Source organism: Salinivirga sp. (assembly GCF_035268865.1).
Classification (GTDB): Bacteria; Bacteroidota; Bacteroidia; order Bacteroidales; family Salinivirgaceae; genus Salinivirga.
This window is the reverse complement of sequence record NZ_DATFKB010000191.1, coordinates 20,478-46,676: the sequence shown is the minus strand read 5'-3', so window position 1 is coordinate 46,676 and position 26,199 is coordinate 20,478. Positions and strand designations below refer to the sequence as shown.

22 protein-coding genes are annotated in these 26,199 nt (G+C 39.4%); 17 read left to right on the top strand and 5 right to left on the bottom strand.

Annotated features, from left to right (window positions below):
- Window positions 1–1,110 carry an N-acetylmuramoyl-L-alanine amidase gene (locus tag VJ937_RS11595; RefSeq protein WP_324067260.1) on the bottom strand — a complete coding sequence of 370 codons (1,110 nt, stop codon included), beginning with the start codon at window positions 1,108–1,110 and terminating at the stop codon, window positions 1–3.
- A gap of 92 nt (window positions 1,111–1,202) precedes the next feature.
- Between VJ937_RS11595 and VJ937_RS11590 the strand changes: the two genes are divergently transcribed.
- From VJ937_RS11590 to VJ937_RS11520, 15 genes are all read left to right on the top strand, one after another.
- Window positions 1,203–3,788, top strand: coding sequence for a putative LPS assembly protein LptD (locus tag VJ937_RS11590; RefSeq protein WP_324067299.1), 2,586 nt, complete (start codon window positions 1,203–1,205; stop codon window positions 3,786–3,788).
- 2 nt (window positions 3,789–3,790) lie between these two features.
- Complete coding sequence (locus VJ937_RS11585; RefSeq protein WP_324067257.1) at window positions 3,791–4,354, top strand: DUF2179 domain-containing protein; 564 nt, start codon at window positions 3,791–3,793, stop codon at window positions 4,352–4,354.
- Between the two features lie 3 nt (window positions 4,355–4,357).
- On the top strand, window positions 4,358–5,602 hold the full coding sequence (locus VJ937_RS11580; protein WP_324067255.1) for a CinA family nicotinamide mononucleotide deamidase-related protein: 1,245 nt from the start codon (window positions 4,358–4,360) through the stop codon (window positions 5,600–5,602).
- 116 nt (window positions 5,603–5,718) lie between these two features.
- The gene (rpmB, locus tag VJ937_RS11575; protein ID WP_057954794.1) at window positions 5,719–5,961 is read left to right on the top strand and encodes a 50S ribosomal protein L28; all 243 of its coding nucleotides are present in this window, start codon (window positions 5,719–5,721) and stop codon (window positions 5,959–5,961) included.
- A gap of 16 nt (window positions 5,962–5,977) precedes the next feature.
- Window positions 5,978–6,163 carry a 50S ribosomal protein L33 gene (rpmG, locus tag VJ937_RS11570; RefSeq protein ID WP_057954793.1) on the top strand — a complete coding sequence of 62 codons (186 nt, stop codon included), beginning with the start codon at window positions 5,978–5,980 and terminating at the stop codon, window positions 6,161–6,163.
- A gap of 6 nt (window positions 6,164–6,169) precedes the next feature.
- Entirely contained in the window at window positions 6,170–6,325 is a 156-nt protein-coding gene (locus VJ937_RS11565) for a DUF4295 domain-containing protein (protein ID WP_081421605.1), read from the top strand.
- Between the two features lie 97 nt (window positions 6,326–6,422).
- Window positions 6,423–7,364, top strand: a complete 942-nt coding sequence (ftsY, locus tag VJ937_RS11560) for a signal recognition particle-docking protein FtsY (RefSeq protein WP_324067253.1) — start codon at window positions 6,423–6,425, stop codon at window positions 7,362–7,364.
- A gap of 50 nt (window positions 7,365–7,414) precedes the next feature.
- Window positions 7,415–8,710 (top strand): 30S ribosomal protein S12 methylthiotransferase RimO, encoded by a 1,296-nt coding sequence (gene rimO / locus VJ937_RS11555; protein ID WP_324067251.1) that lies wholly within the window; start codon window positions 7,415–7,417, stop codon window positions 8,708–8,710.
- Entirely contained in the window at window positions 8,703–9,656 is a 954-nt protein-coding gene (locus tag VJ937_RS11550; protein WP_324067249.1) for a bile acid:sodium symporter family protein, read from the top strand. Before rimO ends, VJ937_RS11550 begins: the two co-directional genes overlap by 8 nt.
- 47 nt (window positions 9,657–9,703) lie before the next feature.
- Window positions 9,704–11,029 carry a 1-acyl-sn-glycerol-3-phosphate acyltransferase gene (locus tag VJ937_RS11545; protein WP_324067247.1) on the top strand — a complete coding sequence of 442 codons (1,326 nt, stop codon included), beginning with the start codon at window positions 9,704–9,706 and terminating at the stop codon, window positions 11,027–11,029.
- 1 nt (window position 11,030) lies between these two features.
- Entirely contained in the window at window positions 11,031–11,822 is a 792-nt protein-coding gene (locus tag VJ937_RS11540; RefSeq protein ID WP_324067245.1) for an aminotransferase class IV, read from the top strand.
- A 238-nt stretch (window positions 11,823–12,060) separates the two neighbouring features.
- The gene (gene secA / locus VJ937_RS11535) at window positions 12,061–15,336 is read left to right on the top strand and encodes a preprotein translocase subunit SecA (protein WP_324067243.1); all 3,276 of its coding nucleotides are present in this window, start codon (window positions 12,061–12,063) and stop codon (window positions 15,334–15,336) included.
- Between the two features lie 12 nt (window positions 15,337–15,348).
- Window positions 15,349–15,885 carry a DUF6913 domain-containing protein gene (locus tag VJ937_RS11530; protein WP_324067240.1) on the top strand — a complete coding sequence of 179 codons (537 nt, stop codon included), beginning with the start codon at window positions 15,349–15,351 and terminating at the stop codon, window positions 15,883–15,885.
- Between the two features lie 13 nt (window positions 15,886–15,898).
- Complete coding sequence (dapA, locus tag VJ937_RS11525) at window positions 15,899–16,792, top strand: 4-hydroxy-tetrahydrodipicolinate synthase (protein WP_324067238.1); 894 nt, start codon at window positions 15,899–15,901, stop codon at window positions 16,790–16,792.
- Between the two features lie 55 nt (window positions 16,793–16,847).
- Complete coding sequence (locus VJ937_RS11520) at window positions 16,848–17,894, top strand: PQQ-binding-like beta-propeller repeat protein (RefSeq protein ID WP_324067236.1); 1,047 nt, start codon at window positions 16,848–16,850, stop codon at window positions 17,892–17,894.
- A 49-nt stretch (window positions 17,895–17,943) separates the two neighbouring features.
- On the opposite strand, the gene VJ937_RS11515 is transcribed toward VJ937_RS11520, so the two are convergent.
- The 3 genes from VJ937_RS11515 to VJ937_RS11505 are packed head-to-tail and all read right to left on the bottom strand — an operon-like array spanning window position 17,944 to window position 21,350.
- Window positions 17,944–18,573: a peroxiredoxin gene (locus tag VJ937_RS11515; RefSeq protein ID WP_324067235.1), complete on the bottom strand. Its 630-nt coding sequence runs from the start codon at window positions 18,571–18,573 to the stop codon at window positions 17,944–17,946.
- A gap of 53 nt (window positions 18,574–18,626) precedes the next feature.
- Window positions 18,627–19,076, bottom strand: a complete 450-nt coding sequence (locus VJ937_RS11510) for a transcriptional repressor (RefSeq protein ID WP_324067232.1) — start codon at window positions 19,074–19,076, stop codon at window positions 18,627–18,629.
- A gap of 60 nt (window positions 19,077–19,136) precedes the next feature.
- On the bottom strand, window positions 19,137–21,350 hold the full coding sequence (locus VJ937_RS11505) for a bifunctional (p)ppGpp synthetase/guanosine-3',5'-bis(diphosphate) 3'-pyrophosphohydrolase (protein ID WP_324067230.1): 2,214 nt from the start codon (window positions 21,348–21,350) through the stop codon (window positions 19,137–19,139).
- A gap of 128 nt (window positions 21,351–21,478) precedes the next feature.
- On the opposite strand from VJ937_RS11505, the gene VJ937_RS11500 reads away from it, so the two are divergent.
- Window positions 21,479–22,498, top strand: a complete 1,020-nt coding sequence (locus VJ937_RS11500) for a glycosyltransferase family 2 protein (protein WP_324067228.1) — start codon at window positions 21,479–21,481, stop codon at window positions 22,496–22,498.
- 67 nt (window positions 22,499–22,565) lie between these two features.
- Complete coding sequence (locus VJ937_RS11495; protein ID WP_057954780.1) at window positions 22,566–22,748, top strand: hypothetical protein; 183 nt, start codon at window positions 22,566–22,568, stop codon at window positions 22,746–22,748.
- A gap of 143 nt (window positions 22,749–22,891) precedes the next feature.
- Here VJ937_RS11495 and VJ937_RS11490 read toward each other — a convergent pair whose 3' ends face one another.
- The gene (locus VJ937_RS11490) at window positions 22,892–26,122 is read right to left on the bottom strand and encodes a S41 family peptidase (RefSeq protein ID WP_324067223.1); all 3,231 of its coding nucleotides are present in this window, start codon (window positions 26,120–26,122) and stop codon (window positions 22,892–22,894) included.
- Window positions 26,123–26,199: the final 77 nt, after the last annotated feature.

Here is a 26,199-nt window from a genome sequence, read left to right as displayed (position 1 = left end):
TTATTGCACACTTTTTATAGCCTTTTGCACAGAAATGGGATTATCGCCTTCGAAAGCAACTATAAATGCATCTGGAAAATGCGCCTCGCAATGTTTCTGGAGTTTTTTTGCTTCTTTATAGTTATTAACCTTCCCGTAAAAATATTTATAATATTTGCCTATTTTTTGTATTTCAAGCGGATTATCAAGATTTGAGAAAGGTGCTTTTGCAGTATCTGCCATTTGAGAAGAAGCTGTTAGCTGCACCATAAAATATACATCATTAGATTTATTTTGTGTTTCTGTTTGTGCGATTTGCTTTTCACTTTGAGGTTTTTCTTCAGCTTTTTGAGCTTTCATCTCTTCATAGTATGAACGAATGGCTCTGAATATGGCCGAAGCCAGATAGTCTTTTCCCTGGTCCGAATTCAAATAAGCCTCTTCATTGCTATTAGAAATAAAGCCTGTTTCAATAAGTATACTTGGCATGGTGGTTTTCCATAAGACCAGAAAACCGGCCTGTTTCACCCCTCTGTCTTTTCGCCTGGCGCGCTCGCGGAACTCTTTTTGAGTTAACTCGGCCGCCCTGAGGCTCTGTTCCAGAAACGCATTTTGCATTAAAGAAAAAATAATGTAGGATTCTGCACTGTGTGGATCATAACCTTCATAGTGTTCTTCATAATTTTCCTCCAGGGTTATTACAGCATTTTCCTTTTGGGCAACTTCCAAATTACTTTCTGTTTTGTGCAAACCCATTACGAATGTTTCGGTACCAAAAGCCCTGTTACTTGGCGAGGCATTAGCATGTATAGATACAAAAAGATCAGCCTCATTTCGGTTGGCTATTTCGGCCCTTTTAAAAAGCTTCACAAAACTATCATCTTCTCTGGTATAAAGTACCCGTATTTCGGGTAAATGGTTTTGTATATAATGACCAACTTGTTTGGTGATATCCAGAACAACATCTTTTTCCATTGAAAAGCTACCCCTTGCGCCACTATCTTTTCCACCATGACCAGCATCAAGTACAACCACAAATTGATCCTCATCTTCAGTACAATGTGCGGTATATGGCAAAATAAACACACTAAATATTACGTATATGATAGAAATCTTCTGTAAACGATTCATAAGGAATAAAAGATTTTAATTAGTTTTGAACCGCAAAAATTATGCATTCAAGAACAAACAAAAATAGAACAAACTAACGGGATTTGAAATTTGTGTTGAAGGTTTTTATTCGATATACTATTTACCTTTTTCTTGTTCAGATACTTTACCCGGTAAATTTATTGGGTCAGGAAGTACCTAAATCTGGCAATAGTGATAGCATTCCTCCTGTGGACACCTCCGCATGGACTTATACTAAACTGGATTCATCCAATATAAAACCCGACACAACTAAATCGACTCCTTCATCTACCCTTTCAAGTCCTGTCGATTATCAATCAGCAGATACCATAGAATCGTTTTTAAATGAAAAAAGGATCATATTAAAAGGAGACGCAAAAGTTTTATATGGCGATATTGAACTGACAGCATCTTATATCGATATAGACTTCAATAAAAATGAAATCTTTGCCAAGGGTAAAACAGATTCGTTAGGTAATGAAATTGGGTTGCCAATTTTTAAAGAAGGCGAAGATTTGTATGAATCACGGGAGATCAGGTATAATTTTAAGACCAAAAAGGGAATTATTACCGATGTCGTAACAGAGCAAGATGGTGGTTTTTTGCACAGCCGGCGCACTAAAAAGCACACCGAAAACATCATCGACCTTAAAGCAGGTAAATACACCACCTGCGATCATGAACACCCGCATTACTATATCGCCATGAGTAAGGCACGTGTAATTCAGAACGATAAAATCGTTTCGGGTCCGCTTTACCTGGTTATTGAAGATGTCCCCACTCCAATTGCCATTCCTTTTGGTTTTTTTCCATTTACAAAAGAAAAAACTTCCGGTTTAATCCTGCCCAGATACGGAGAATCGGAAAGACGCGGTTTTTCACTCGAAGATCTTGGTTACTATTGGGCGTTAAGCGATTACATGGACCTAAAAGTAGTCGGAAGTATTTATTCAAAAGGGAGCTACAAAGGAACCATTTCGTCACGATATAAAAAACGGTACAGATATAGCGGCCAATTGTCGTTTATGCTCGAAAAAATAATTGAGAGCGAAAGAGGACTGGCAGATTATGTCAACACCGATGCATACAACCTTACATGGCATCATAATCAGGATCCTAAAGCAAGGCCTAATAGTAATTTTTCAGCCAATGTAAACCTTAAAAGCACATCGGCCAACCGCTATTCCACACAAATGAATAATTACCTGCAAAATACGGTAAACTCATCAGTAAATTACAGCCATAGCCTTCCGGGTACACCGTTTTCATTTAATGCACAACTCAGGCATACACTTAACACCAAAGACAGTAGTGTAGCTATGACTTTACCGAGTGTAAACCTCAACATGCAAAGAATAACCCCTTTTGCTCCAAAAAACTCAAATAAACCACCCAACTTATTACAAAAAATTGGCATCACTTATAGCTCCAGGCTTGAAAACCGCTTTACAGTAAAAGAAGATGAACTTTTTAAAAAAGATGTGGTGGATGAGTTTAAATTCGGGGTAAAACACGATGTGGGAGTAAAAACTTCAGCAAAATTCTTAAAATTCCTCAATTTTTCTCCCAGTGCCAACTACACTGAACGTTGGTACTTTAATTCATTGCGTAAAAAATACGAAGGGAGTCTTTTTACAGAAGGAGACACTGTTTTTGGAAAAACCACAACAGATACAATTACCGGTTTCAACCGGATATATGATTATAATGTAAGTGCAGGGGTAAATACAACCCTATACGGACTATACACGTTTCAATCCTACATTCCGGTAGAAGCTATCAGGTTTGTGCATTCTCCATCGGTTTCTTATAGTTACAGACCCAATTTCTCGCTTGATAAATACGGTTACTATGACGAGGTCGAAGGGCAGCCAAATCAAACATATAGTTATTATGACAATGGCATATATGGTGTGCCATCAGGTCCGAGATCCGGGGCTATAAATCTGAGTCTGGGCAATCAAGTCAGCATGAAGGTAAGAACACCGAATGATTCAGTATCAAAAACAAAAAAAATTGATCTGCTCAAAACCTTAAACTTCTCTACTAATTACAATATTGTAGCCGACTCTATGAACTGGAGCCCCTTATCTATGCGAGCCTCGACCAATTTATTTCAAAAGGTTAATGTACAGTTTAATGCAACTATGGATCCCTACGCTTTAGATCCAATCACCTATAAACGCATAGATAAATACCAGTTCAATGTAGATGGAAAATTGGGCCGCATCACCCGCGCAGCGGTTTCATTTAATTTTAAGCTCGATTCTAAAATGTTTGAAGGCGATGAAGTTTCAGAAGAAGAACAGCAAAGAGCCGTGGTCGATTATTACGACTATTTTGATATTCCCTGGAGCTTTACCCTTAACTATAAATACACTTTCTCAAAGCCACAAAATACTAAAAGTGTAATACAAACCGTAGGTTTGAGAGGTAACTTCAGCGTTACCGATAAATGGAAAGTAGGTTTTAGGACCGGTTATGACTTTGAGCGGAGAAAAATGTCGGCCACGACGCTTGATATAACAAGGGATCTGCATTGTTGGGTGATGAGTTTTCACTGGGTACCTTTTGGAGAACGACAGAGTTATTCTTTTACAATTGGTGTTAAATCCTCAATTCTGCAAGATCTTAAATACGACAAAAGAGAAAACTGGTACGATAACGGACAATATTAATTATGGAATGGTATACTTATGTAATTCTGCCTGCTCTAATCTTTGTAGCACGCATTTTGGATGTGAGTATTGGTACAATTCGCATCATCATAGTTTCGCGCGGAAACCGTTTACTGGCCCCCTTGTTGGGCTTCTTTGAGGTGCTTATTTGGATTCTGGCCATGGGTGAGATCCTGCAAAACCTCGATAACTGGGTTTGCTACATTGCATACGCCGGTGGTTTTGCTGCAGGTAACTATATTGGGATGCTCCTTGAAGAGCGACTGGCCATCGGAACCCTTGTATTTCGGATCATTACACAGAAAGACACTACACCATTAGTTAGTGCACTCTATAAAGAAGGTTATGGTGTGACCGAAATTGATGCCAAAGGAAAATTTTCAAAAGTGAATGTTATCTACATTATCTTAAAAAGAAAAAAGCTGCAACAGGTGCAAAGCATTATTCAGCAATACAACCCCTCTGCATTTTACACGGTGGAGGATATAAGAAACGCACAATATGGCGTTTTCCCCGTAAACCGCCCGAGCACATTCCGCAGGCGCATACTCAAAATTAAACGATAACACATGGCTCGATACTCAGCATCTATCATCACCATCGGAGACGAGATACTCATTGGTCAGATTGTGGACAGCAATTCGGCATGGTTGGCAGACTACCTTTTTCATGCAGGGTTTGAAGTAAAGGAAATAAGAAGCATTAGCGACCAACCCGAACATATACAGCAAACACTTGATGATGCAATAGCCACAACTGATTTGGTTTTATTAACAGGCGGGCTTGGTCCCACAAATGATGACCGCACAAAATTTGCACTAAATGCGTATTTCAATGGAGAAATGGTATTAAATGAATCGGTGCTTGATGATATAAAAGCTTTTATTGTAAAAAAAAGGGGGTATTTAAAACTGACAGAGAATAATAAAGCTCAGGCCCTGGTATCTGATAAAGCAACGGTTTTACGTAACCCTATTGGCACAGCTCCCATTCAAATGTTTAATAAATCAGGCACGCTCATTGTTTCAATGCCCGGCGTACCCTTTGAAATGAAACACGTGTTTGAACATAAAGTAATGGCAGAACTGCACAAACATTTTGTACTGGAAGCACATGCCTATCGAACTTTTCACGTAGTTGGATATCCCGAAAGTGAACTGGCAAACAAACTTGAACAGTGGGAAAACGATCTGCCGGAATCACTTGAGCTTGCCTATCTGCCCTCACCAGGTGTTATAAGACTCAGATTGAAAAACCAGGTGAATCATACACATAATATAAATTTACAGGCAAAAAAACTATACGAAATTCTGGGTTCCCAAATTATAGCAGAAGGCAAAGAAAAGGTTGAATTTACTCTGGGTAAAATATTAAAAGACAACAACAAAACAATATCGGTGGCAGAAAGTTGTACCGGCGGTTTGCTAGGCCACAGAATAACCTCCGTGGCAGGGGCTTCAGCGTACTTAAAAGGCGGAATTACTGCCTATAGCAATGAGGCTAAAGAAAAGCAACTCGGTGTGAATTCGGCAACACTTGAAAAACATGGTGCTGTAAGCGAAGCTGTGGCTAAAGAAATGGCCATTGGAGCAGCTAAAGCGCTTAATACAAATTATGCAATTTCCACTACCGGAATTGCAGGCCCGGATGGCGGCACCGAAACAAAACCGGTAGGTACAGTTTGGATAGGATTTTACCTGGAGGGCGAAGTACATGCACAAAGTTTTCTTTTCACCCACGATCGCATGGTAAACATGGAGAGAACCGCTACAGTAGCCATGTACAACATGATCGATTGGCTAAGAAAAAGTTAAAAAATGTGCTTTTCTTAGTTTAAATTGCTAATTTCTTGAAAAAATATTTGATTTATTCATTTATTATCATGACATTTGCACACCGATTTAGAAAAAGAATTAAAAAAAATAGAAAGATGTCGAGAGTTTGTCAGATTACAGGAAAAAGACCGATGGTTGGACACCACATTTCGCACTCTAATACGAAAACGAAGAGAAAATTCTATCCCAACCTGTTGAAAAAGCGCTTCTTTCATCCGGAAGAGAAAAGATGGATCACTTTGCGTGTTTCTGCTAACGGACTGCGCGTAATTAATAAAAAAGGCCTTGCAACAGCGTTGAATGAGGCAAAAGAAAAAGGATACATTACAAAATATTAATTGAGGGAGGTCAGTCATGGCAAAGAAGAAAGGAAATCGTGTGCAGGTAATATTAGAATGCACTGAACATAAAGATAGCGGAAAACCAGGTACATCGCGCTACATTACGACTAAAAATCGTAAGAACACACCTAATCGTATTGAGTTAAAAAAGTATAACCCAGTACTCAAAAAAGTAACTTTACACAGAGAAATAAAATAATAAGATATGGCTAAGAAAGTAGTTGCAACCCTTAAGTCGGGGACAGGAAAAGAATTTGCCAAAGTTATTAAAATGGTAAAATCACCAAAAAGTGGTGCATATCAATTCAAAGAAGGAATTGTGAATAACGAGCACGTTAAAGATTTCTTCTCAAAAAAGTAACGACAATACATTCAATATCTCAAAAGGCCTGCATTTGACAGGCCTTTTTTTTTATAGGAAATATTGCTAAATTGCACGGCTTAAATGACAAATGAAGATGGGAATATTTTCAAAAGATAAAAAACAGAATCTCGATAAGGGTTTATCTAAAACAAAGCAGAGTGTTTTCCAGAAGCTGTCGAGAGCTGTGGTTGGAAAATCAAAGGTTGACGATGATGTTTTGGACCAACTGGAAGAAGTACTGATTACATCTGACGTAGGTGTCAATACAACCCTTAAAATTATTGAGCGAATTGAAGAGCGTGTTTCAAAAGACAAATATACCTCTACCTCTGAATTGAATCAGATTTTGCGTGAAGAGATCACGGGTCTGCTTACCGAAACAGAACATAAAAGCCAGAACACCTGGGAGTTACCCGAGGGTAAAAAACCTTATGTAATAATGATAGTAGGTGTGAATGGTGTTGGCAAAACCACAACCATTGGTAAACTGGCTCATAAATACAAAGAGAATGGAAAGAAAGTCATCATCGGTGCTGCCGACACTTTCCGTGCAGCTGCAATTGATCAGTTGGAAATTTGGAGTCAACGAGTGGATGTGCCGCTGATCAAACAAAAAATGGGCTCCGACCCTGCGTCTGTAGCCTACGACACTGTAGCCTCTGCACAAAAGCAGGATGCAGATGTGGTAATCATTGATACTGCAGGCCGCCTGCACAATAAAGTAAACCTGATGAATGAACTCTCTAAAATAAAGCGTGTGATGCAGAAAGTAATCCCCGATGCACCGCATGAGATTTTGCTCATTTTGGATGGATCTACAGGTCAAAATGCTTTCGAACAGGCCAAACAATTTACCAAAGCCACTGAAATTACAGCAATGGCTATTACTAAACTCGATGGAACTGCGAAAGGTGGCGTTGTAATTGGTGTTTCAGATCAATTACAAGTGCCAGTGAAATACATTGGAATTGGCGAAAAAATGGAAGATTTACAAATTTTTAATAAAACAGAGTTTGTAGATTCTCTCTTCAGCTAGTGAAAGCGAACGAATAATATCCCGCTGTTTCATTTTCAACTTTAGACAAATTGAAGAAAGTCAATATCATAAATCTGGGTTGTGCAAAAAACCTTGTCGATAGCGAACACCTGGCTCGCCAATTACAAGCCAATGGCTATAGAGTTGTATACGATCATCCGGAATTGCACGACTATACATTAATTAACACTTGTGGCTTTATACACGATGCCCAACAAGAATCTATTGATACCATACTTGAAGCTGTTACGCTAAAAAATAAGCATCCCGAAAGTTTTGTAGGGGTTTTTGGTTGCTTAACACAAATTTTTAAGGAACAACTCAAAAAAGAGATCCCCGAAGTTGATGGCTGGTTCGGGAAATATGATTTTAAAGCCATTTTAAGTGCTTTACAGGGCAAACACTATAAGGATTATGACCATGAGCGGGTAATCTCTACCCCGTCCCATTTTAGCTATTTAAAAATTTCAGAAGGCTGTCATCGCAAATGCGCCTTTTGCAGCATTCCTGTAATTACCGGAAACTATAAATCAGTACCAGCCAAAAAACTTGTAAAAGAAGCTGAGTTTCTTGCAAAGACAGGCGTTAAAGAACTTATACTCATTGCACAGGATCTGACCTACTATGGCCAGGACCTGGAACAAGGCCCTACTCTTACCGGATTAGTACAAATGCTTTCAAAAATTGAAGGAATTGAATGGATCAGGTTCCATTATGCGTATCCTGTGGGGATTCCTGAAGATTTATTTGATGAAATGCAAGCAAATCCAAAGGTCTGTCGCTACCTCGACATACCGGTTCAACACATTTCAGACAATGTACTCAAAGCAATGAAACGCGGTCACAACAGCCAAAAAACAGCACAACTCATTCAAAACATAAAAAATAAGGTGACTGGTATTGCCCTGCGAACCACAATGATGGTGGGTTTCCCTGGTGAAACCACGCAAGATTTTGAGCAATTACTCGAATTTGTCCGTACAGCAAAATTCGACCGGTTGGGTGCCTTTCCGTATTCGCATGAGAAATATACCTATGCCTATGATCATTTAAAAGATGATGTATCTGAAGAGATTAAAGAACAACGCTTAGAACAATTGATGGAGGTACAGCATGAAATTGCTCTTGAGCGAAATACAGCAATGGTTGGGCAAACCTTACGTGTAATTATTGACCGGAAAGAGGATACTGTGGGTTATGGAAGAAGCGAATTTGATTCCCCTGAGGTAGATGGAGAAATTATAATTGAGAATGGTGAATTACTTAAGGTTGGAGCTTTTTATGATATAAAAATTACGGGTGCCGAAGCTTATGAACTTTTTGGAAAGGTAACAAACTATGCATGAGGAACTTTTACTTCTTGATCAGTTAGAGTTGAATTTTAACAGCCAGGGACTTTTTGTGCTTAATCTGGTATTGGCATTTGTTATGTTTGGCGTAGCACTGGAAATTAAGCCTCAACATTTTAAGGAAATATTTAAAAAGCCCAAAAGCGCCATTATCGGTTTTTTCTCGCAATTTATAATGTTGCCTGCCCTCACCTTCTTGTTTTCATTGCTAATTAGCGACTTCATAACTGTTGGCGTCGCCCTTGGAATGATAATGGTAGCCTCATGCCCGGGGGGTAACATATCGAACTTCATATCTCACCTTGCAAAAGGAAATGCAGCACTATCTGTTAGTCTGACGGGTATTTCAAGTCTTGGTGCCATTATACTTACACCCATAAATTTTGCCTTTTACGGTAACATGTTTATAAATTACGCAGAGAAACATTCTGACCTGGTCCAACCCCTTACCATCGACCCTGTTCAGATGTTCATAACGGTTTTCATAATTTTAGGAATACCACTTATAGCAGGCTTGCAATTTTCAAGATATTTCCCTGAGTTTACAAAAAAAATTATTAAGCCAATTAAAACATTTTCTATACTTGCTTTTATTGGCTTTATTGCGGTAGCTTTTTCAAACAATTTCACCCATTTTATAAAACATTTTGAGTGGGTAACCCTTATTGTCTTTTTTCACAATCTGATTGCATTAACTTCAGGTTTTTATCTGGCAAAATTTACACGCCTCAAGCAAATTAATTGGCGCACAGTATCTATCGAAACAGGTATACAAAACTCAGGGCTGGCCCTTGTGTTAATTTTTAATCCAAAAATATTTCCACCAGAACTTGAAGTCGGTGCCATGGCCTACATAGCTGCCTGGTGGGGAATTTGGCACATAATTGCCGGATTAACCATGGCACATTTTTGGCGGAAAACACCAATCCGTTTTGAATCGTAGTAAACTGATAGATATAAAATAATTAGAAACCAACTAATTAAGTCACTATGGGGAAGAAAAAAATCGAAAAATACACATTTCCGTACTGGATAACTTATCAAATTGCAAAAGCCATACATAATCTTATTTATCGAGAGTTTTATGTAATTAACCGTCCGCAAAAAAAGCAGGAAAAGCCATCCATTATTACCCCTAACCATCAAAACGCCTTAATGGATGCAATGGCTGTATTATTTGCAAAGAAGGAACCCCTGGTATTTTTGGCACGCAGTGACATTTTCAAACAAAAAGCAGTTGCATCTATTCTATATTTTCTGAAAATTCTACCTATTTATCGTATCCGCGATGGTTTCGACAATCTGAAAAACAACCAGGAAACTTTTGACCATACGGTAAGGGTTTTATCGAACAAACGCGGACTGGTTATTTTGCCTGAAGGCAATCATTACGGAGCCAAACGTCTGCGTCCCTTAAAAAAGGGCTTTGGGCGTATTGCTTTTATGACCGAAATTAATGGTGATGAACAGGTAGATCTGCAAATTGTCCCCACAGCTATTGATTATACTGCTTATGATACTTTTTTCAGCAGGTTAACTGTGGTATTTGGAGAGCCCTTCCCTCTTAAACCCTACATGGAAGAGTACAAAAACAATTCGCAGAAAGCACTCAACAGCATCACACAGCATTTGCGTAAATCGCTACAGGAACATATTATACACATTGAGAGCGAAAAATATTACGACGCCTGCTTATTAGCATCAGCTGTTTATGCCGAAAATAAGCACAGTGGAAATAATGCAGAGGCACAAAAAGTGCGGTTCTATTCTCAACGGGATGCGGCTAAAGTACTAAACAAGGCCGTAGCAGAAGATTCAAATGAATTTAAACAGATGGTAGAATCTGCTGAGGTGTTGGATCAAAAAGCCCATGGTTTACCCCATGAAATACTGGCCAAAAAACCCTCGGCCATGTCATTTGCAGGTGCTTTATTATCTTTCTTACTGGTACCTCTGGCTATACCCGGAACAATTATTTATGGTGCCTTATGGTACTGGCCTATCGTTTTTGTCAATAAAAAAATAAAAGATGTTCAGTTCAGAACATCTTTCAGGTATGTGCTTTACATAGTTCAGTTCTTTTTGCTCCTTTTAGGTATATTTATTTACCTGTTTTCAGCCCATCCGCCTAAAACAGCTTTAATCGTATTTATCATGACCATATTGTCCGGAGTACTCAGTTTGAAAATTTGGCGACTGGTTTATTGGTATTACCTTAAGGCAAAGTGGTTTATCAAATCCCTTAAAAAGCCAGAGCTGCTTAGAGCTCGCAATATTGTGATTGAAAAAGTAGAATCTTTGATTGGTAAAGGTTAATATGGTTATCAGAGGAAAATATTGTGTTATAAACGGGTTGATTAAACCTGCAGAAAGATTTAAAACGGAATTTATCAAAAACGGATGCTCCATTTATGAAGTTTTGCGCGTGTTAAACGGGAAGCCTGTTTTTATTGAAGCACACCTGGTCAGGCTTCAAGGGTCTGCGCATCTTACCGCCGCAGAACTTCCTACGTTTACCACAATTCAAAAAGGTATAAACCAATTAATAGCAGCCAATCAGATTGAAAATGGCAACATTGAACTTGTTGCCAATGCTGCTGATGACTGGAGTGTTAGATTTATTCCGCATTACTGGCCCTTGCCAGAAGAGTATGAAAATGGAGTAAATACTATGCTCTACAAAGCCATGCGTGAAAATCCGAATGCCAAGATCAAGTTTACAGATTTAAGAGCTGCTGTAGGTACATTTATAAAGCAAAACAACATTTTTGAAGCCATATATGTCAGTAAAAATGGCTGTATTACCGAGGGCAGCAAAAGCAATATTTTTTTCATAATCCACAATACTTTTTATACTGCGCCAGATGAACAGGTACTTCCTGGGATAACCCGCAAAGTGGTACTGCATATTTTAAAAAAACACAAATATCCTGTAAAATATCGCAATGTGCATATTGATGAATTAGCTGATTTTGATGCAGCATTCATTACCGGAACTTCGCCAGGTGTATTGCCAATAGCTAAAATAAATGATTATACGTATGATGTAAGGCAAAAAGCGCTACGAAATATTATGGCTTTATTTGAAACCCGCCTGTTTTCAACGTAAAATACCTCAGCCCTGCCCTAAGCATATTTTAACAGGACCCCTAAAGTATTAAATTATAATTTTTTAATACTACTCTTGTCTTAGTCTGTGCAACAAAATCATTTTGTAGTACACGGCAAAGTGCGGCAACAAACAATAAATATTTATTAACACTTTATTTAACCAACAATTAGGCATAGCTGAAATTTTCAATTAAATTTGTGAGTTCTATAACAGCAAAATATAAAAAATACACATAATGGGTTTTGTAGATGGTTTTATAGCCAAAATGTTTGGCACAAAAGCAGATAGGGATTTAAAGGCAATAATGCCCATAGTTGAGCAGATTAAGGCCGAATACGAAAAAATAAAAGAACTTGGTCATGATGAACTAAGGGCTGCTTCTCAGGAACTTAAAAGTGAAATCCGCGAGTCGATAAAGGAAGAGCAGCAAGAAATCGACTCCCTGAAGGAAAAGGCCGAAAACACACGTAATCATACAGAAAAAGAGGAGTATTACGACGAAATAGATAAACTGGAGACAAAAATCGACGAAAAGCTTGAGGACAGTCTGAAAAAAGCACTGCCCAGAGCTTTTGCCATTGTAAAAAGTACAGCTCAACGCTTTAAAGACAATGAAGAAATAGTGGTTATGGCCAATGATTTTGATCGTAACCTCGCTGCTGACAGAGACCTTGTAGATATTGAAGGCGATAAAGCCGTTTTTTATAATTCATGGACTGCTGGCGGCAGTACCATTACATGGGATATGGTACATTACGATGTACAGCTCATTGGTGGAATAGTTTTGCATGAGGGGAAAATAGCCGAGATGGCAACAGGTGAAGGTAAAACCCTTGTTGCTACCCTGCCCGTGTTCCTTAACGCACTGACAGGTCGCGGGGTACACCTTGTAACTGTTAATGATTACCTCGCAAAGCGTGATGCCGAATGGATGGGGCCAATTTATGAATTTCACGGTCTTTCGGTAGATTGCATCGATAAGCACGAGCCCAATAGCCCGCAAAGAAGAGAAGCTTATGAATGTGATATAGCCTTTGGTACCAATAATGAATTTGGTTTCGATTATTTGAGGGATAACATGGCCCACAGGCCTGCCGATCTTGTACAAAGAAAACACAACTTCGCCATCGTCGATGAGGTCGACTCTGTACTGATTGATGATGCCCGTACCCCACTCATTATTTCTGGTCCGGTACCTAAAAGCAACGACCAGATGTTTAACGAATACAAAGCCAATGTGCAGAAACTTTTTAATGCACAAAAAAGGCTGGTAACTGATATTTTCGCAGAAGCCAAAAGGCTCATTGCAGAAGGCAACCGGGAGAAAGGTGGATTATTATTGCTGCGCGCATTTAAAGGGCTGCCTAAGAATAAAGCCATCATTAAATTCCTTAGCGAAGAAGGTATGAAAACCCTTATGCAAAAGGTTGAAAACCAATATATGCAGGAGAATGCCAAACATATGCATAAGGTTACAGATGAGCTCTATTTTGTGATTGATGAGAAACTCAACAGCATAGAGCTAACTGATAAAGGTATTGATCTGCTATCAACTGATGTCGAAGATCAGTCGTTTTTTGTTTTACCTGATATTGGTTCTGAAATTGCCGACCTTGAAAAACAGGACCTGAAAGAGCAGGAGCTTTTAAAAGCTAAAGATAAGTTACTCCAGGACTATGCTGTAAAATCGGAACGAGTACATACCATTAACCAATTGCTTAAAGCATACGCCATGTTTGAAAAAGACGTGGAGTACGTGGTTATGGACAATAAGGTTAAAATTGTAGATGAACAAACAGGTCGTATAATGGAGGGCCGTCGCTACTCTGACGGTTTGCACCAGGCCATTGAAGCCAAAGAAAACGTAAAAGTAGAGGCTGCAACCCAAACATTTGCCACCATTACATTACAGAACTATTTCCGGATGTATACCAAGCTTTCGGGTATGACCGGTACAGCCGAAACCGAGGCCGGAGAGTTTTGGAATATTTATAAACTTGACGTGGTGGTTATCCCCACCAACAAGCCAATTATACGCGACGACCGTCAGGATTTGGTATACCGTACCAAACGCGAAAAGTACAATATGGTCATTGAAGAGATTGTGAAATTGCAAAAGGAGAACAGGCCATGTCTTGTGGGTACAACCTCAGTAGAAGTATCTGAAATACTGAGTCGTATGCTCAAAATGCGCGGCATCAAGCATAATGTACTTAATGCAAAATTGCACCAGCGAGAGGCAGAAATTGTAGCTGAAGCCGGACAGCCTAAAGCTGTAACTATTGCCACCAACATGGCTGGTCGTGGTACCGATATTAAACTTACACCAGAAGTAATAAAAGCCGGAGGTTTGGCCATCGTTGCAACTGAGCGCCACGAATCAAGGCGCGTAGACAGGCAGTTACGTGGACGTGCCGGTCGTCAGGGTGATCCGGGTTCATCTCAGTTTTTTGTTTCGCTCGAGGATGACCTCATGCGATTATTTGGATCAGAGCGTATTGCAAAAATGATGGACCGCATGGGAATTGAGGAAGGTGAAGTAATTCAGCACTCCATGATTTCCAAATCCATAGAACGTGCTCAGAAAAAGGTCGAAGAGAATAACTTTGGTATCCGTAAACGCCTGCTGGAATACGATGATGTGATGAACTCACAGCGTGAAGTAATTTATGATAAGCGTAAGCACGCCTTGTACGGAGAGCGCCTCGAAGTGGATATTGCCAACATGATGTTTGATGTTTGCGAATCATTGATTGCAGATAACTACGGCATAAGCGATTTCGAAACCTTTAAGCTTGAACTTATTCGTCACCTTTCAATTGAGCCTTCGTTTACCGAAGATGAGTTTATGAAAGGTTCTCCAGATGATTTAACAGATAAACTTTTCAAAGAGGTTCGAAATGCATTTGAACGTAAAGAAGAAATTATTGCCCAGCAAGTAACACCGGTAATTAAATCGGTATATGAAAATCAGAAGCAGCAGTATGAGAATATTGTCATCCCGATTTCAGACGGTGTGAAAGTTTACCAGGTGGTTGTAAACCTTGAAGATGCCTATAACTCAAAAGGTGAAGAGGTAATGCGCTCTCTGGAGAAATTCATTACACTCGCAGTAATTGACGAAGCATGGAAAGAGCACTTACGTGAGATGGATGACCTGAAGACATCAGTGCAAAATGCATCATACGAGCAAAAAGATCCGTTGTTGATATATAAATTCGAATCATTCGAATTATTTAAAAACATGTTGGATAAAGTCAACCGAGATGTGACATCAGTGCTACTCAAGGCCTTTATTCCTTTGAAAGAAGATGACGAGGTGCAACAGGCTAAACAGGAAGGTACCGATTACAGTCAGTACGAAACTTCAAGAAGGAACGATCTGGTTGCCAACACCAAAGAAAAACAAAAACCGCAACCAGTAAGAGTAGAGAAAAAAGTGGGAAGAAATGAGCCCTGCCCCTGCGGTAGCGGCAAAAAATATAAACACTGTCACGGTCGAAGTGAATAAAAAGTTCTGCGCATGTCGTTAAAGCAAATATATCAGCAAAGTTCTTTAAAAAAGGGCCGTAAACGCAACAAACGTAAACGGGAGCTTAAGAACCTGGAAGATATCAAAAATGTAGGAATCTTATTCGAACGCGACAGTGATCACACTGCATCGAATATGCAGAAATTAGCCCAGTTCTTACACGATCAGGGTGCAAAAGTGCATGTTCTTGCATTTGTAAATATAAAAAAACCAACTTCAGAATTGGTTCAAAAAAAGAGTCTTGACCTGTTTTACCGCAAGGATCTCAATTGGTATGGGAAGCCTGTTTCCGATGAAGTGAAATCGTTTATTAATCAGCCTTTTGACTTATTAGTAAAAGCTGACTTCAGCAATGCATTTCCTTTGTCGTGGATTTGCACAGTATCGAAAACCACACTTGTAGCCGGGCCCAATGATGAATTAAAAAGCGTGTATGATTTTATAATCGAAACGCACCAGAAAGACCAGAATCAGTATCATCAGCAGTTAATACATTACCTGTCAGTAATCAATCAAAAATCACCTTAAAACAGAACCAATTATGCAGAGTAAGAAATTTGAAGGCACCGGAGTAGCGCTTGTAACTCCATTCCGAAAAGACGGAAGCGTAGATTTTAAAGCTTTTGAAAAGTTACTTGATCACGTTATCAATGATGGCGTGGACTATTTGGTTGCCCTGGGCACCACCAGTGAATATCCTGCATTAACACCCGATGAACGTGAAGCTGTAGTGAGTTTTATAACCGAAAAAAATCAACGTAAGCTACCTTTGGTGATGGGAATTGGTGGAAACAGCACATCAGAAGTAGTGAAGCAAATTCAAAAAACAGATTTTACACAAATAGATGCTATCCTATCTGTAGTTCCATATTATAATAAGCCGAGTCAAAAAGGTATAATTCAACATTTTACTAACATTGCCTCAGTTTCACCAGTGCCAATTATTTTGTATAATGTTCCAGGCCGTACAGGCAAAAACATGGAAGCTGATACCGTATTGTATCTGGCACACAACAATGACAATATCATTGCATTAAAAGAGGCTGCCGGTGATATGGTACAGGCAATGGAGATAATAAAGAAGAAACCGAATGATTTTCTTGTACTTTCTGGCGAAGACGTTTTAACAATGCCTTTAGTTGCAGCAGGGGCCAATGGAGTAATTTCGGTAACAGCTAATGCTTATCCTGCAACCTATTGCAAGATGGTACGCGCGGGTCTCGATGGAAATATAGCAGAATCAAGAAAGCTTCATTATGAACTACTGCAATTCTCTGAAATGATTTTTGAAGATGGTAATCCATCAGGAATCAAGGCTGCGCTACAAGTTAAAGATATTACACAATCTGCTGTTAGGTCGCCTCTAACAACCATTAGTCGGTCACTATACGGGAAATTAGACAATGAAATTAAGCAAATTAATCGCAAAAAGTAATCTACTTTTTGTTGTGTCCTTTTTCATTTTTTGTTTTTCGGCGCATATGCCGGGAGTGGCTCAAAACAAGGGTGATTTTGTCGTAATTTCGGTATTTGAAACCAAAGGTAAAATATATGGTGACCCACTGGTTACCGATGATACAACTGTAGTTTTGGGATGCCACAGAAAACAGGTCTATTTTCTCGATGCCACAGGCAATAAAATAAAAAGTGTTAAAACCGGTGGTTGGGTGCATGCTGCGCCAAGTCAGTTACAGGATGGCACGGTAGCAGTTGGGTGTTATGATCGCAATGTGTATTACTTTAATACCCACGGCGATATTCTGAAAAAATTTAAGCCAGGTGGCCGTATTTTCAGTAAAATAGAGCAGTTTAAAGATGGAACAATTGTTTTTGGAACCAACAGAAAAAAAATTCACTTTATTAAACCAGATGGATCCGGATATCATTTTACCACACGTAAAATGGTGCATGGAGGCATTACCATTCTCGATGATGAAAGACTTGTAGTGGGTACACATGACAATATCATCTATATGCTCGATAAACTCGGTAATATTGAGTATGAAGTTCCCACTGAACATTGGATTGTACATAGTAAGCCTACCGTGCTGCAAGACGGACACATAGCTGTAGGCAGCTATGATAAGCAACTGTATATTTTCGACGATCACTCGCAGCAAATCAAGAAAGTAAAGGTTGATGGCGCTATTCACTCCACACCATTGCAACTGGCTGATGGAACTATTGTTTTTGGATCACTTGATAAGTCTATTTACCTGGTAACGCCAAATGGTGAAATAAAAAGACGAATTAAAACCAACGGTTGGGTCGTTTCTTCACCACGCGCCCTGAACGATACTACCTTTTGCATAGGTAGCTACGATCATAATCTTTACGTTATTACAAGCAGCGGCGATATACTTAATAAATTCGATACCGGAGGAAAAATATTCTCTACTCCTGCTATGCTCCCCGATAATACAATTGTAGTAGCATCAAATAATAAAAAAGTCTATTATTTGCGATTGAATACAGATGATATTCCACTCAGCGCCGATAGCGATAAAAAGAAAGAACGTATAAAGCCAAAGCTATAAAAAAAAGGAGCTCAAATGGGCTCCTTTTTCCATTTTGAAATAGTATTAATTAATTGGCCAAATATGAGGCAATACTCTCCTGTGTTTCAGAAATGGCTTTTTCACCGTCGTGCCAGTCTGCAGGACAAACCTCACCATTTTCTTCATGGAATTTCAGTGCATCTACCATGCGAAGGGTTTCATCCACACTTCTACCCAGCGGCATGTCATTTACAACCTGATGCCTTACAACGCCTTCCTTGTCAATAAGGAATAAGCCACGGTATGCTGCAGGCTGTCCGTGGAAAACAATTTCGCCGTTTTCATTGTAATCATACGCTCCGGCCAATACACCAAAATTCTCAGCAATTGAATTCGAAGCATCGGCTATCAATGGGTATTTCACACCTTTTATACCGCCATCTCTTTGATCGGTTTGCAACCATTTCCAGTGAGAGAATTCACTATCGACGCTACAGCCAATTACAGCAACATCTCTCTTTTCAAATTCTTCTATTTTATTTTGAAAAGCAATGATTTCTGTCGGGCAGACAAAGGTAAAATCTGCCGGATAGAAGAAAAATACAACATGCTTCTTTCCAATGTACTGTTCCAATGAAAAATCTTCAACAATTTTATTTCCATTAAGCACTGCTTTTGCAGTAAATACTGGAGCTTTTTTTCCAACCAATATTGACATCTTTTTCTCTTTTTTTTAGGTTAAACTTACATGTGGCTTAACAAGCGTAATCTTTATTTGTTTCTACAATCGCTACATAATCCGTAGAGATAAAATCCGTGATAGCTAATATCAAAGTCATTCTCTTCTGCTACGCGTTCCTGAATCTCGCTTATTCTGGAATCAGAAAATTCGATCACTTTGCCACACCGTGTACAAATAAGGTGATCGTGTTCAACAGAATTATATGCTTTTTCAAATTGGGCAATGTTTTTCCCAAACTGATGTTTAATGACGAGATTACACTCTAACAGTAATTCAATGGTGTTGTAAAGCGTAGCCCTGGAAACCCTGTAGTTATTATTTTTCATAAAAATATAGAGGGATTCCACATCAAAATGGCCTTCATGAGAATAAATTTCTTCAAGTATTGCAAAACGCTCTGGTGTTTTGCGATGTCCTGTATTTTCGAGGAAAGTCGTAAAACGTTCTTTCACGGCTTCCTTAGCATCTTTAGTATTCATAACTGGTCTAATTAAAAAGAACAGTTCAAATATATAATTTTATTTAGATTAAATCAATACTCAGCTGGTAGATTCATGCTCTCTGAACACACGATTTATGCCTTTCAGGCTCTTCAGGTTTTGAATTAAGCGCCTTAAGTCCTTACGGTCATAGACATAGAGCTCAATCCAACCATTAAACGTGTTTTGATGTGTTTCGAAGTGTATGGTGCGGATATTGGCTCTTAATTCTTTAGAAATTACACCCGTCACGTCGTGAACAATACCTGGTTGGTCGATACCCTCGAGTCGAATATTGGCCAAAAACGCCATAGCCTTGTGAGATGTCCATTTGACCTTTACGATGCGATCGCCAAAACTTGATGAGAGTTTTACAGCCTGCGGACAGGTAGATTTATGGATATGAATAATGCCTTCATCGTCCTGGTATCCAATTACCGTATCTCCTGGAATGGGATTACAGCAATCTGCAATATGAAAATGTCGCTGAACATCTTCATCTGATATATTGAGTGTTTTCTTTTTGTCAAACTCAATTACTTTATCCTCCATTTCAGCTTTTGGATCGCTTTTTAGCGACCAAAAACGCATCCATCGGGGCGCACCTCTGAATCTGAGTACCTTTCGTATATCCGATGGGGATATACTACCATTCCCTAATCCGTAAAACAGATCATCTTTTTTACGGATATTCAGACGATCGCGCAAGCGCATAAATAACCGTTCACTAATCTTGATATTTTGTTTTTGCAGCAATTCAAGATATATCTCCTTTCCTGCCTCTATTTTGTTGTTTCTTATTTTGTTGAAATAGGTTCGTATGCCATTTTTGGCTTTTGCTGTAGCCACCATATTGAGCCACTCGTTTTTTGGCTGGGCTTTCGATGATGTAATTATGCGCACCTGATCGCCACTTTTCAATTTAGTGGTCAATGGCATGCTTTTATGGTTTATTTCGGCATACAAAGCCTGGTTACCCACTTCTGTGTGTATTTCATATGCGAAGTCCAGTGCTGTGGCTCCCTGAGGCAGGTTTTTCAAATCGCCTTTTGGCGTAAAAACCATTATCTCCGACGTATAGAGATTGAGTTTCACATCATCTAGAAACTCAAGTGCATCGGCATCGGGAGATTCAAGTGTCTCCTGTATTTTCTCTAACCACCGGTCGAGTTCACTCTCCTGGTCATGATGTCCTTTGTATTTCCAATGTGCTGCAAAACCACGCTCGGCTATTTCATTCATTCTGCGTGTTCTGATCTGAACTTCGACCCAGCGCCCATTGGGGCCCATAACGGTGCTGTGCAGTGCTTCATAGCCATTGGCTTTAGGGGTATTGACCCAGTCGCGGAGTCTATCGGGTCTGGGACGGTATATGTCCGTAATCAAGGAGTAAACCTTGTAACATTGTTCCTTTTCGTCGCCGCTATCTTCTTTTGGGGTAAATATCAAGCGAATGGCAAAAAGGTCGTAGATTTGCTCAAAAGTTACGCCTTTTTTCTGCATTTTTTGCCAGATACTGTAAACCGATTTTGGCCTTCCTGAGATATCGAAATCGTAACCTGCATCGGTCATTCGGGCTGCTATAGGTAGTGAAAATTTATTAATAAAATTGGTTCTTTTTTCGTCCGAGTCTCTGAGCTTTTGACTAATTCGCTCATAATCTTCCGGGTGGCGATACCTGAAACTAATATCTTCCAGCTCTGTTTTCATGCGGTAAAGCCCAAGCCGGTGTGCCAAAGGAGCATATAGAAAAAGGGTTTCACCTGCAATTTTCAACTGCTTATTATCGGGCATACTCTCCAGGGTGCGCATATTATGCAGGCGGTCGGCTAATTTTATTAATATTACGCGCACATCGTCAGCCATGCTCAAAAGAATCTTTCTGAAATTTTCAGCCTGCAGCGACGAGCGATGGTCGAAAACGCCTGACATCTTGGTCAGTCCTTCCACCATAATGGCAACTTTTTCGCCAAAAAACTGCTTAATATCGGCTTTTGTATAATCGGTATCTTCAACTACATCGTGTAATAAGGCGGTGATAATGGAAGTGGTGCCAAGCATAATTTCACTGGCCACTATTTCAGCAACAGCAATGGGATGGAATATATAAGGTTCTCCTGATTTGCGGCGTACAGGGTAATGTGCTTTATAAGCGAAATCAAAGGCCTGGTTAATGAGGTCAATACTCTCTTTTTTGCGGGATTTAACCGCCTTTTGCTTTAGCTCTTCAAATTTTTCATTGATTTTACTTACTTCTTCCTTACTAAAATCCATCCGCTATTTGTTTTGCCTGTTTTATTTGAATATCGTTGAATATAAGATATCTTTTTGAAATATTAATCAAAAATACTGCCTAAAAAAATTACTTTTGCCCAATAAATGCCCTATTTAGATTATTTGATATGAAAAAAGTTGCTGTAGTTATTTTAAACTGGAATGGAGCGAAAATGTTGCAAAAATATCTTCCATCGGTTATTAAAAACACCAGTGAGGAGTTGGCTGATATTGTTATTGCAGATAATGGCTCTACAGATAATTCACTGGAAGTTCTAAAAAAAGATTTTCCAGGTATACGCACCATACAGTTAAATAAGAACTACGGCTTTGCAGAAGGGTACAACAAAGCACTTGCGCAATGCGAACATCCATATTTTGTATTACTTAATTCAGATGTAGAGGTTACGCCAAGGTGGTTGGAACCCATTATAGAAAACCTGGACAAAAACCCGGCCATAGCGGCTGCCCAGCCAAAAATTAAAGCATGGGCCAATAAAGATATGTTTGAATATGCGGGTGCATCAGGTGGCTATTTGGACCAATATGGCTATCCGTTTTGCCGAGGACGAATTATTAATGAAGTAGAAACCGACAACGGCCAATACGATGATCCGGCAACAGTGCTTTGGGCAACGGGGGCGTGCCTGTTTATTAAATCAGATGTGTATAAAGCAATGGGCGGTTTGGACGGAACATTTTTTGCCCACATGGAGGAAATCGACCTTTGCTGGCGCATAAAAAACCGTGGCTATGAAATAATGACTTACCCCGAATCAACGGTCTACCATTTGGGCGGAGGAACCCTGCCAAATAATTCACCACGCAAGCTATTTCTAAACTACCGAAATAATTTGCTACTGCTTTATAAAAACTTACCTGAGAAATCGCTAAATAAGACCATGCGCATTCGTTTCTTATTAGATTTACTCTCCGCAGCGTTGTATGTACTTCAATTAAAACCAAATTTTGCATTACAGGTATTTAAAGCACGTAAGGCATATTGCAAACTAAAACCTTCTTATAAAACAATTCGCAATGAATTGCAACGCAAGCGCAAAACAAATTACCATCCTGAAATTTTAAATGGCAGCATACTTTGGAACTTCTTTGTTCGCGGGAAAAAGCGCTTCTCTCAAGTGAAATAATACACTAATTTATTGGCAACTAAGTTGTAATTTTCTTATTTTTAGACAAACACTAAATTATACTGTTATGAGTAAAAATTATGGAAATAATGCACCTTCAAACGCCATTTATGGGCTTGGCCTAATTGGCGCAGCTATTTATTTTATTGGTCATGCAACTACATTCTGGATGGGTGTACTAGGGTTTCTCAAAGCGCTTGTTTGGCCTGCATTTTTGGTTTTTGAGGCACTCAAGGCTGTTGGAGCATAAAAATACGGCCCTGTAGCTAAAATTTAATGCACTAATGCAACACCAGGGCATTTTGTACCCCGCGGTATTTAAGCCCCGTTATTTATTGTGATTTTAAATCAAGACTAAAAAAAGCCCGGCATGGTATACCGGGCTATTGTGTTTTATTTGCTTTTGTCCGGGAAAGGTGGAATTTCTGGTGTTTCTACCGGATTTTCTTCCAGCTTTTTCAAAACAACTTCGATAGCTTTCTGAAGTTGCGCATCCTCTCCCATATATTCTTTGTAAGGATCATTATCAATCACAATATCAGGGTCAACGCCGTGTCCCTCAATAATAAACTTGCTCCCATCTTTTGCAAAGGGTGCAAATTCAGGTTTGCGTAGCTGCCCACCGTCGATAAATGGCAGAGAGCCTGTTATACCCACAACACCACCCCATGAGCGAACGCCAATAACCGGTCCGGTTTCATGCGATTTAAAACGATAAGGAAACAGGTCACCATCTGATGCAGAATAGTTGTTGATGAGCAATACTTTTGGGCCGGCCATTATTTGATTTGGACTTGGCTCAACCGATTTTTGATTGCGGCGCATACTGTAGAATACTAATTCGCGGCGCAAACGCTCCATAATCATTGGAGAAACATTACCTCCACCGTTGCCCCTGTCATCAATAATCAATGCTTTTTTGGTTAGCTGTGGATAGAAATGCTTTACAAATTCATTCAGCCCTTTGGGGCCCATGTCAGGGATATGAATATAGCCTACCTGTCCGTTAGTGGCCTCATTTACCTTTTCGATATTGGTTTGCACCCAATTGTAATAGTAGAGTTCAGATTCATCGTCGATTGTTTTAGCGAGAATATCTTTGGCTCCATTTTCAGATGGTTTACTGTTCACAGTTAATTCTACCACCTGATTGGCCTTTCCGGTTAATAGGCTGTAAATATCCTGCACATTTTTGGTGGAATTATCATCAACTGCCAAAATATAATCACCTGCTTTGACATCGGCTCCCGGCTGGGTTAGCGGAGAGCGTGCTTTATCCCGCCAATTTTCACCATCTAAAATTTTCTCAACTTTAAAGTAACCAGATTTATCTGCTGTAATCTGTGCTCCCAGCAAACCGGTTTTAATACGCTCTACATCAGGACGGTCGCCTCCGTTCACATAAGCATGGCCAATATTCAACTCACCAATCATTTCGCCAATCAGGTAATTAAGGTCATTCCGATGATTAACCCAGGGTAGCAGTTTAGCATACTTATCATGTATTACTTTCCAATCTAAACCATGCATATTATTGGCATAGAAAAACTCGCGCATTTGCCTCCAGCTTTCTGTATAAATCTGCTCCCATTCTGCCTTTTTATCTACCCAAAGCTTCATTTTACTTTGGTCAACTTTGTTTTGAGGTTTGAGTTTTCCACCGGGGAGCTTTTCTACATAATATTTTCCATGGTAACGAACAAGTACTTTTTTGCCATTGGCCGTTATTTGCATAGAAATTTGCTCACCAATTGCTTTCTCTTTTTTCTTTTCGAGATCATACATTTTAAGCTTATACTTTCGATCGCCCGATTTCATTGTGTTGTAATACAACTTACCTTCAGAGGGCTGTAAATTATAATAATAAGCCGGCTCTACAGGTAAATCTACAACACGATCAGATAAACCATCAGTATCAATTACGATTTCTTCGTTTTCACTTTTTTCAGATTTTCCATTTTCTTCTACAACTTTAACTTTATTGTTTTCTGGTGCAAATGGTGATTTAGTGGATCTTGCCAAAGGCACCATGTAAATACTGTTCATGTTTTTATAAGCATAGTTCCATTCCACATCGTTGTAGGTTGGGCTAAAATCTCTTGCAGACACAAAATAGAGGTATTTACCTTTAGTCGAGAATATGGGTGATCCGGCATCGTACCAACTTTCTGTTACAGGATAATGTTTGTCGTCTTCAAGGTTATAAAGCTGAATAACAGTCATTTCGTTTTCTTGTGGTTTGGTGTAGGTAAGCCACTTTGAGTCGGGGCTCCAGTTGTAAGACCATATTTTTCCATGATCGCCATGAACCACTTGTTTTGTATTTCTGGAAGCAATATCGATGTAACTTAGATTATAATTTTGATCGGTCCAGGCAAGCATTTTACTATTGGGCGACCAATCGATATTAAAGATATAGGTATTTAAGTCCGTCAATTTTTCAGGTTTGGCACCTTCCTTATTTTCAAGAATATAAATTTGATCCTCTCCTGTTTTATCCGAAATCCATGCCAGGTATTTGCCATCAGGCGACCAGGCCGGTTCTCTGTCGTGATCACCAGAAGATTGTGTCAGGTTATAGGTCACACCTTCTTTGGCAGGCACACTCCAAATATCGCCTCTTGCTCCGAATACTACCCGGTTTCCTCGTGGTGATATATTTACATCGTCGACAAACTCAGAAGCATCAATATATGCTTTACGACCGTAAACCTGGTCATTATCTATTTGGATATTTAGCTTTTCGGTTTCATTATCTGTGAAATTATAGATGTATAAATACCCCTCATTTTCGAATATGATTCCGTCGGTGCCTAAAGATGGAAATTTCACATCATAGGTATCAAAATCCGTTATTTTCTCAATCTCCTCGCTTTCAGATTTATATACGAATAGATTCATTGTTCTGTCGCGGTCAGAGGCAAAATAAACATCTCCTTTATACCACATCGGGAAAATATCCTGTGCCACATTATCTGTAAGCTGTTTTGTTTCTTTTGTATTAAAGTCAAACAGCCAAACATCATCGGCCATTCCACCTTTATAATATTTCCAGGTTCGAAATTCGCGCATCACACGATTGAATGCCAGCTGGTTGCCATCATCAGACCATGTATGAAACCCACCGGTGGAGAGCGGCAACCGTTCAGAAAGTCCACCTTCGACCGGAACCTTAAAAAGATGTCCGACAAATGAGTTGAATGAAATACCCCGGCTTCGGTATACAATATTATTTCCGTCGGGCGTCCATGACATTACCATATTATTAGGTCCCATCCTGTCGCTCACATCATCGCGTGATAGTGTGGCTGTATGAGTAAGTCTTTGTGGTGTTCCCCCTTCAGCAGGCATTACATACACTTCTGTATTGCCATCATATTGCCCTGTAAAAGCAATTTTTGATCCATCAGGCGAGAAACGCGCAAACATTTCATATCCTGGGTGACTGGTGAGTCGACGAGCGACTCCGCCATCACGGTCAGCCACATACAGGTCACCTGCATAAGTAAAAACAATCTTATTCTGGTGAAAATCAGGGAAACGCATTAAGCGTGCTTCCTGACCATTTAGTTGCTGAAAAAGTCCAAATATGAGTGCTATAACTAATACTCGATAATGTACCATAATTTTAATTATTTAGATTTATCCGAAATTAACAAATTTTTAGGTAAAACGGTTCAAATACCCTATGATTTGTCGGC

Excerpts from the sequence above, each read along its gene's own strand:
- VJ937_RS11595 (WP_324067260.1), bottom strand. The coding sequence starts at position 1,110 with ATGAATCGTTTACAGAAGATTTCTATCATATACGTAATATTTAGTGTG.
- VJ937_RS11585 (WP_324067257.1), top strand. The coding sequence starts at position 3,791 with ATGGAATGGTATACTTATGTAATTCTGCCTGCTCTAATCTTTGTAGCA.
- VJ937_RS11580 (WP_324067255.1), top strand. The coding sequence starts at position 4,358 with ATGGCTCGATACTCAGCATCTATCATCACCATCGGAGACGAGATACTC.
- rpmB (WP_057954794.1), top strand. The coding sequence starts at position 5,719 with ATGTCGAGAGTTTGTCAGATTACAGGAAAAAGACCGATGGTTGGACAC.
- rpmG (WP_057954793.1), top strand. The coding sequence starts at position 5,978 with ATGGCAAAGAAGAAAGGAAATCGTGTGCAGGTAATATTAGAATGCACT.
- VJ937_RS11565 (WP_081421605.1), top strand. The coding sequence starts at position 6,170 with ATGGCTAAGAAAGTAGTTGCAACCCTTAAGTCGGGGACAGGAAAAGAA.
- ftsY (WP_324067253.1), top strand. The coding sequence starts at position 6,423 with ATGGGAATATTTTCAAAAGATAAAAAACAGAATCTCGATAAGGGTTTA.
- VJ937_RS11550 (WP_324067249.1), top strand. The coding sequence starts at position 8,703 with ATGCATGAGGAACTTTTACTTCTTGATCAGTTAGAGTTGAATTTTAAC.
- VJ937_RS11545 (WP_324067247.1), top strand. The coding sequence starts at position 9,704 with ATGGGGAAGAAAAAAATCGAAAAATACACATTTCCGTACTGGATAACT.
- VJ937_RS11540 (WP_324067245.1), top strand. The coding sequence starts at position 11,031 with ATGGTTATCAGAGGAAAATATTGTGTTATAAACGGGTTGATTAAACCT.
- secA (WP_324067243.1), top strand. The coding sequence starts at position 12,061 with ATGGGTTTTGTAGATGGTTTTATAGCCAAAATGTTTGGCACAAAAGCA.
- VJ937_RS11530 (WP_324067240.1), top strand. The coding sequence starts at position 15,349 with ATGTCGTTAAAGCAAATATATCAGCAAAGTTCTTTAAAAAAGGGCCGT.
- dapA (WP_324067238.1), top strand. The coding sequence starts at position 15,899 with ATGCAGAGTAAGAAATTTGAAGGCACCGGAGTAGCGCTTGTAACTCCA.
- VJ937_RS11515 (WP_324067235.1), bottom strand. The coding sequence starts at position 18,573 with ATGTCAATATTGGTTGGAAAAAAAGCTCCAGTATTTACTGCAAAAGCA.
- VJ937_RS11510 (WP_324067232.1), bottom strand. The coding sequence starts at position 19,076 with ATGAATACTAAAGATGCTAAGGAAGCCGTGAAAGAACGTTTTACGACT.
- VJ937_RS11505 (WP_324067230.1), bottom strand. The coding sequence starts at position 21,350 with ATGGATTTTAGTAAGGAAGAAGTAAGTAAAATCAATGAAAAATTTGAA.
- VJ937_RS11500 (WP_324067228.1), top strand. The coding sequence starts at position 21,479 with ATGAAAAAAGTTGCTGTAGTTATTTTAAACTGGAATGGAGCGAAAATG.
- VJ937_RS11495 (WP_057954780.1), top strand. The coding sequence starts at position 22,566 with ATGAGTAAAAATTATGGAAATAATGCACCTTCAAACGCCATTTATGGG.
- VJ937_RS11490 (WP_324067223.1), bottom strand. The coding sequence starts at position 26,122 with ATGGTACATTATCGAGTATTAGTTATAGCACTCATATTTGGACTTTTT.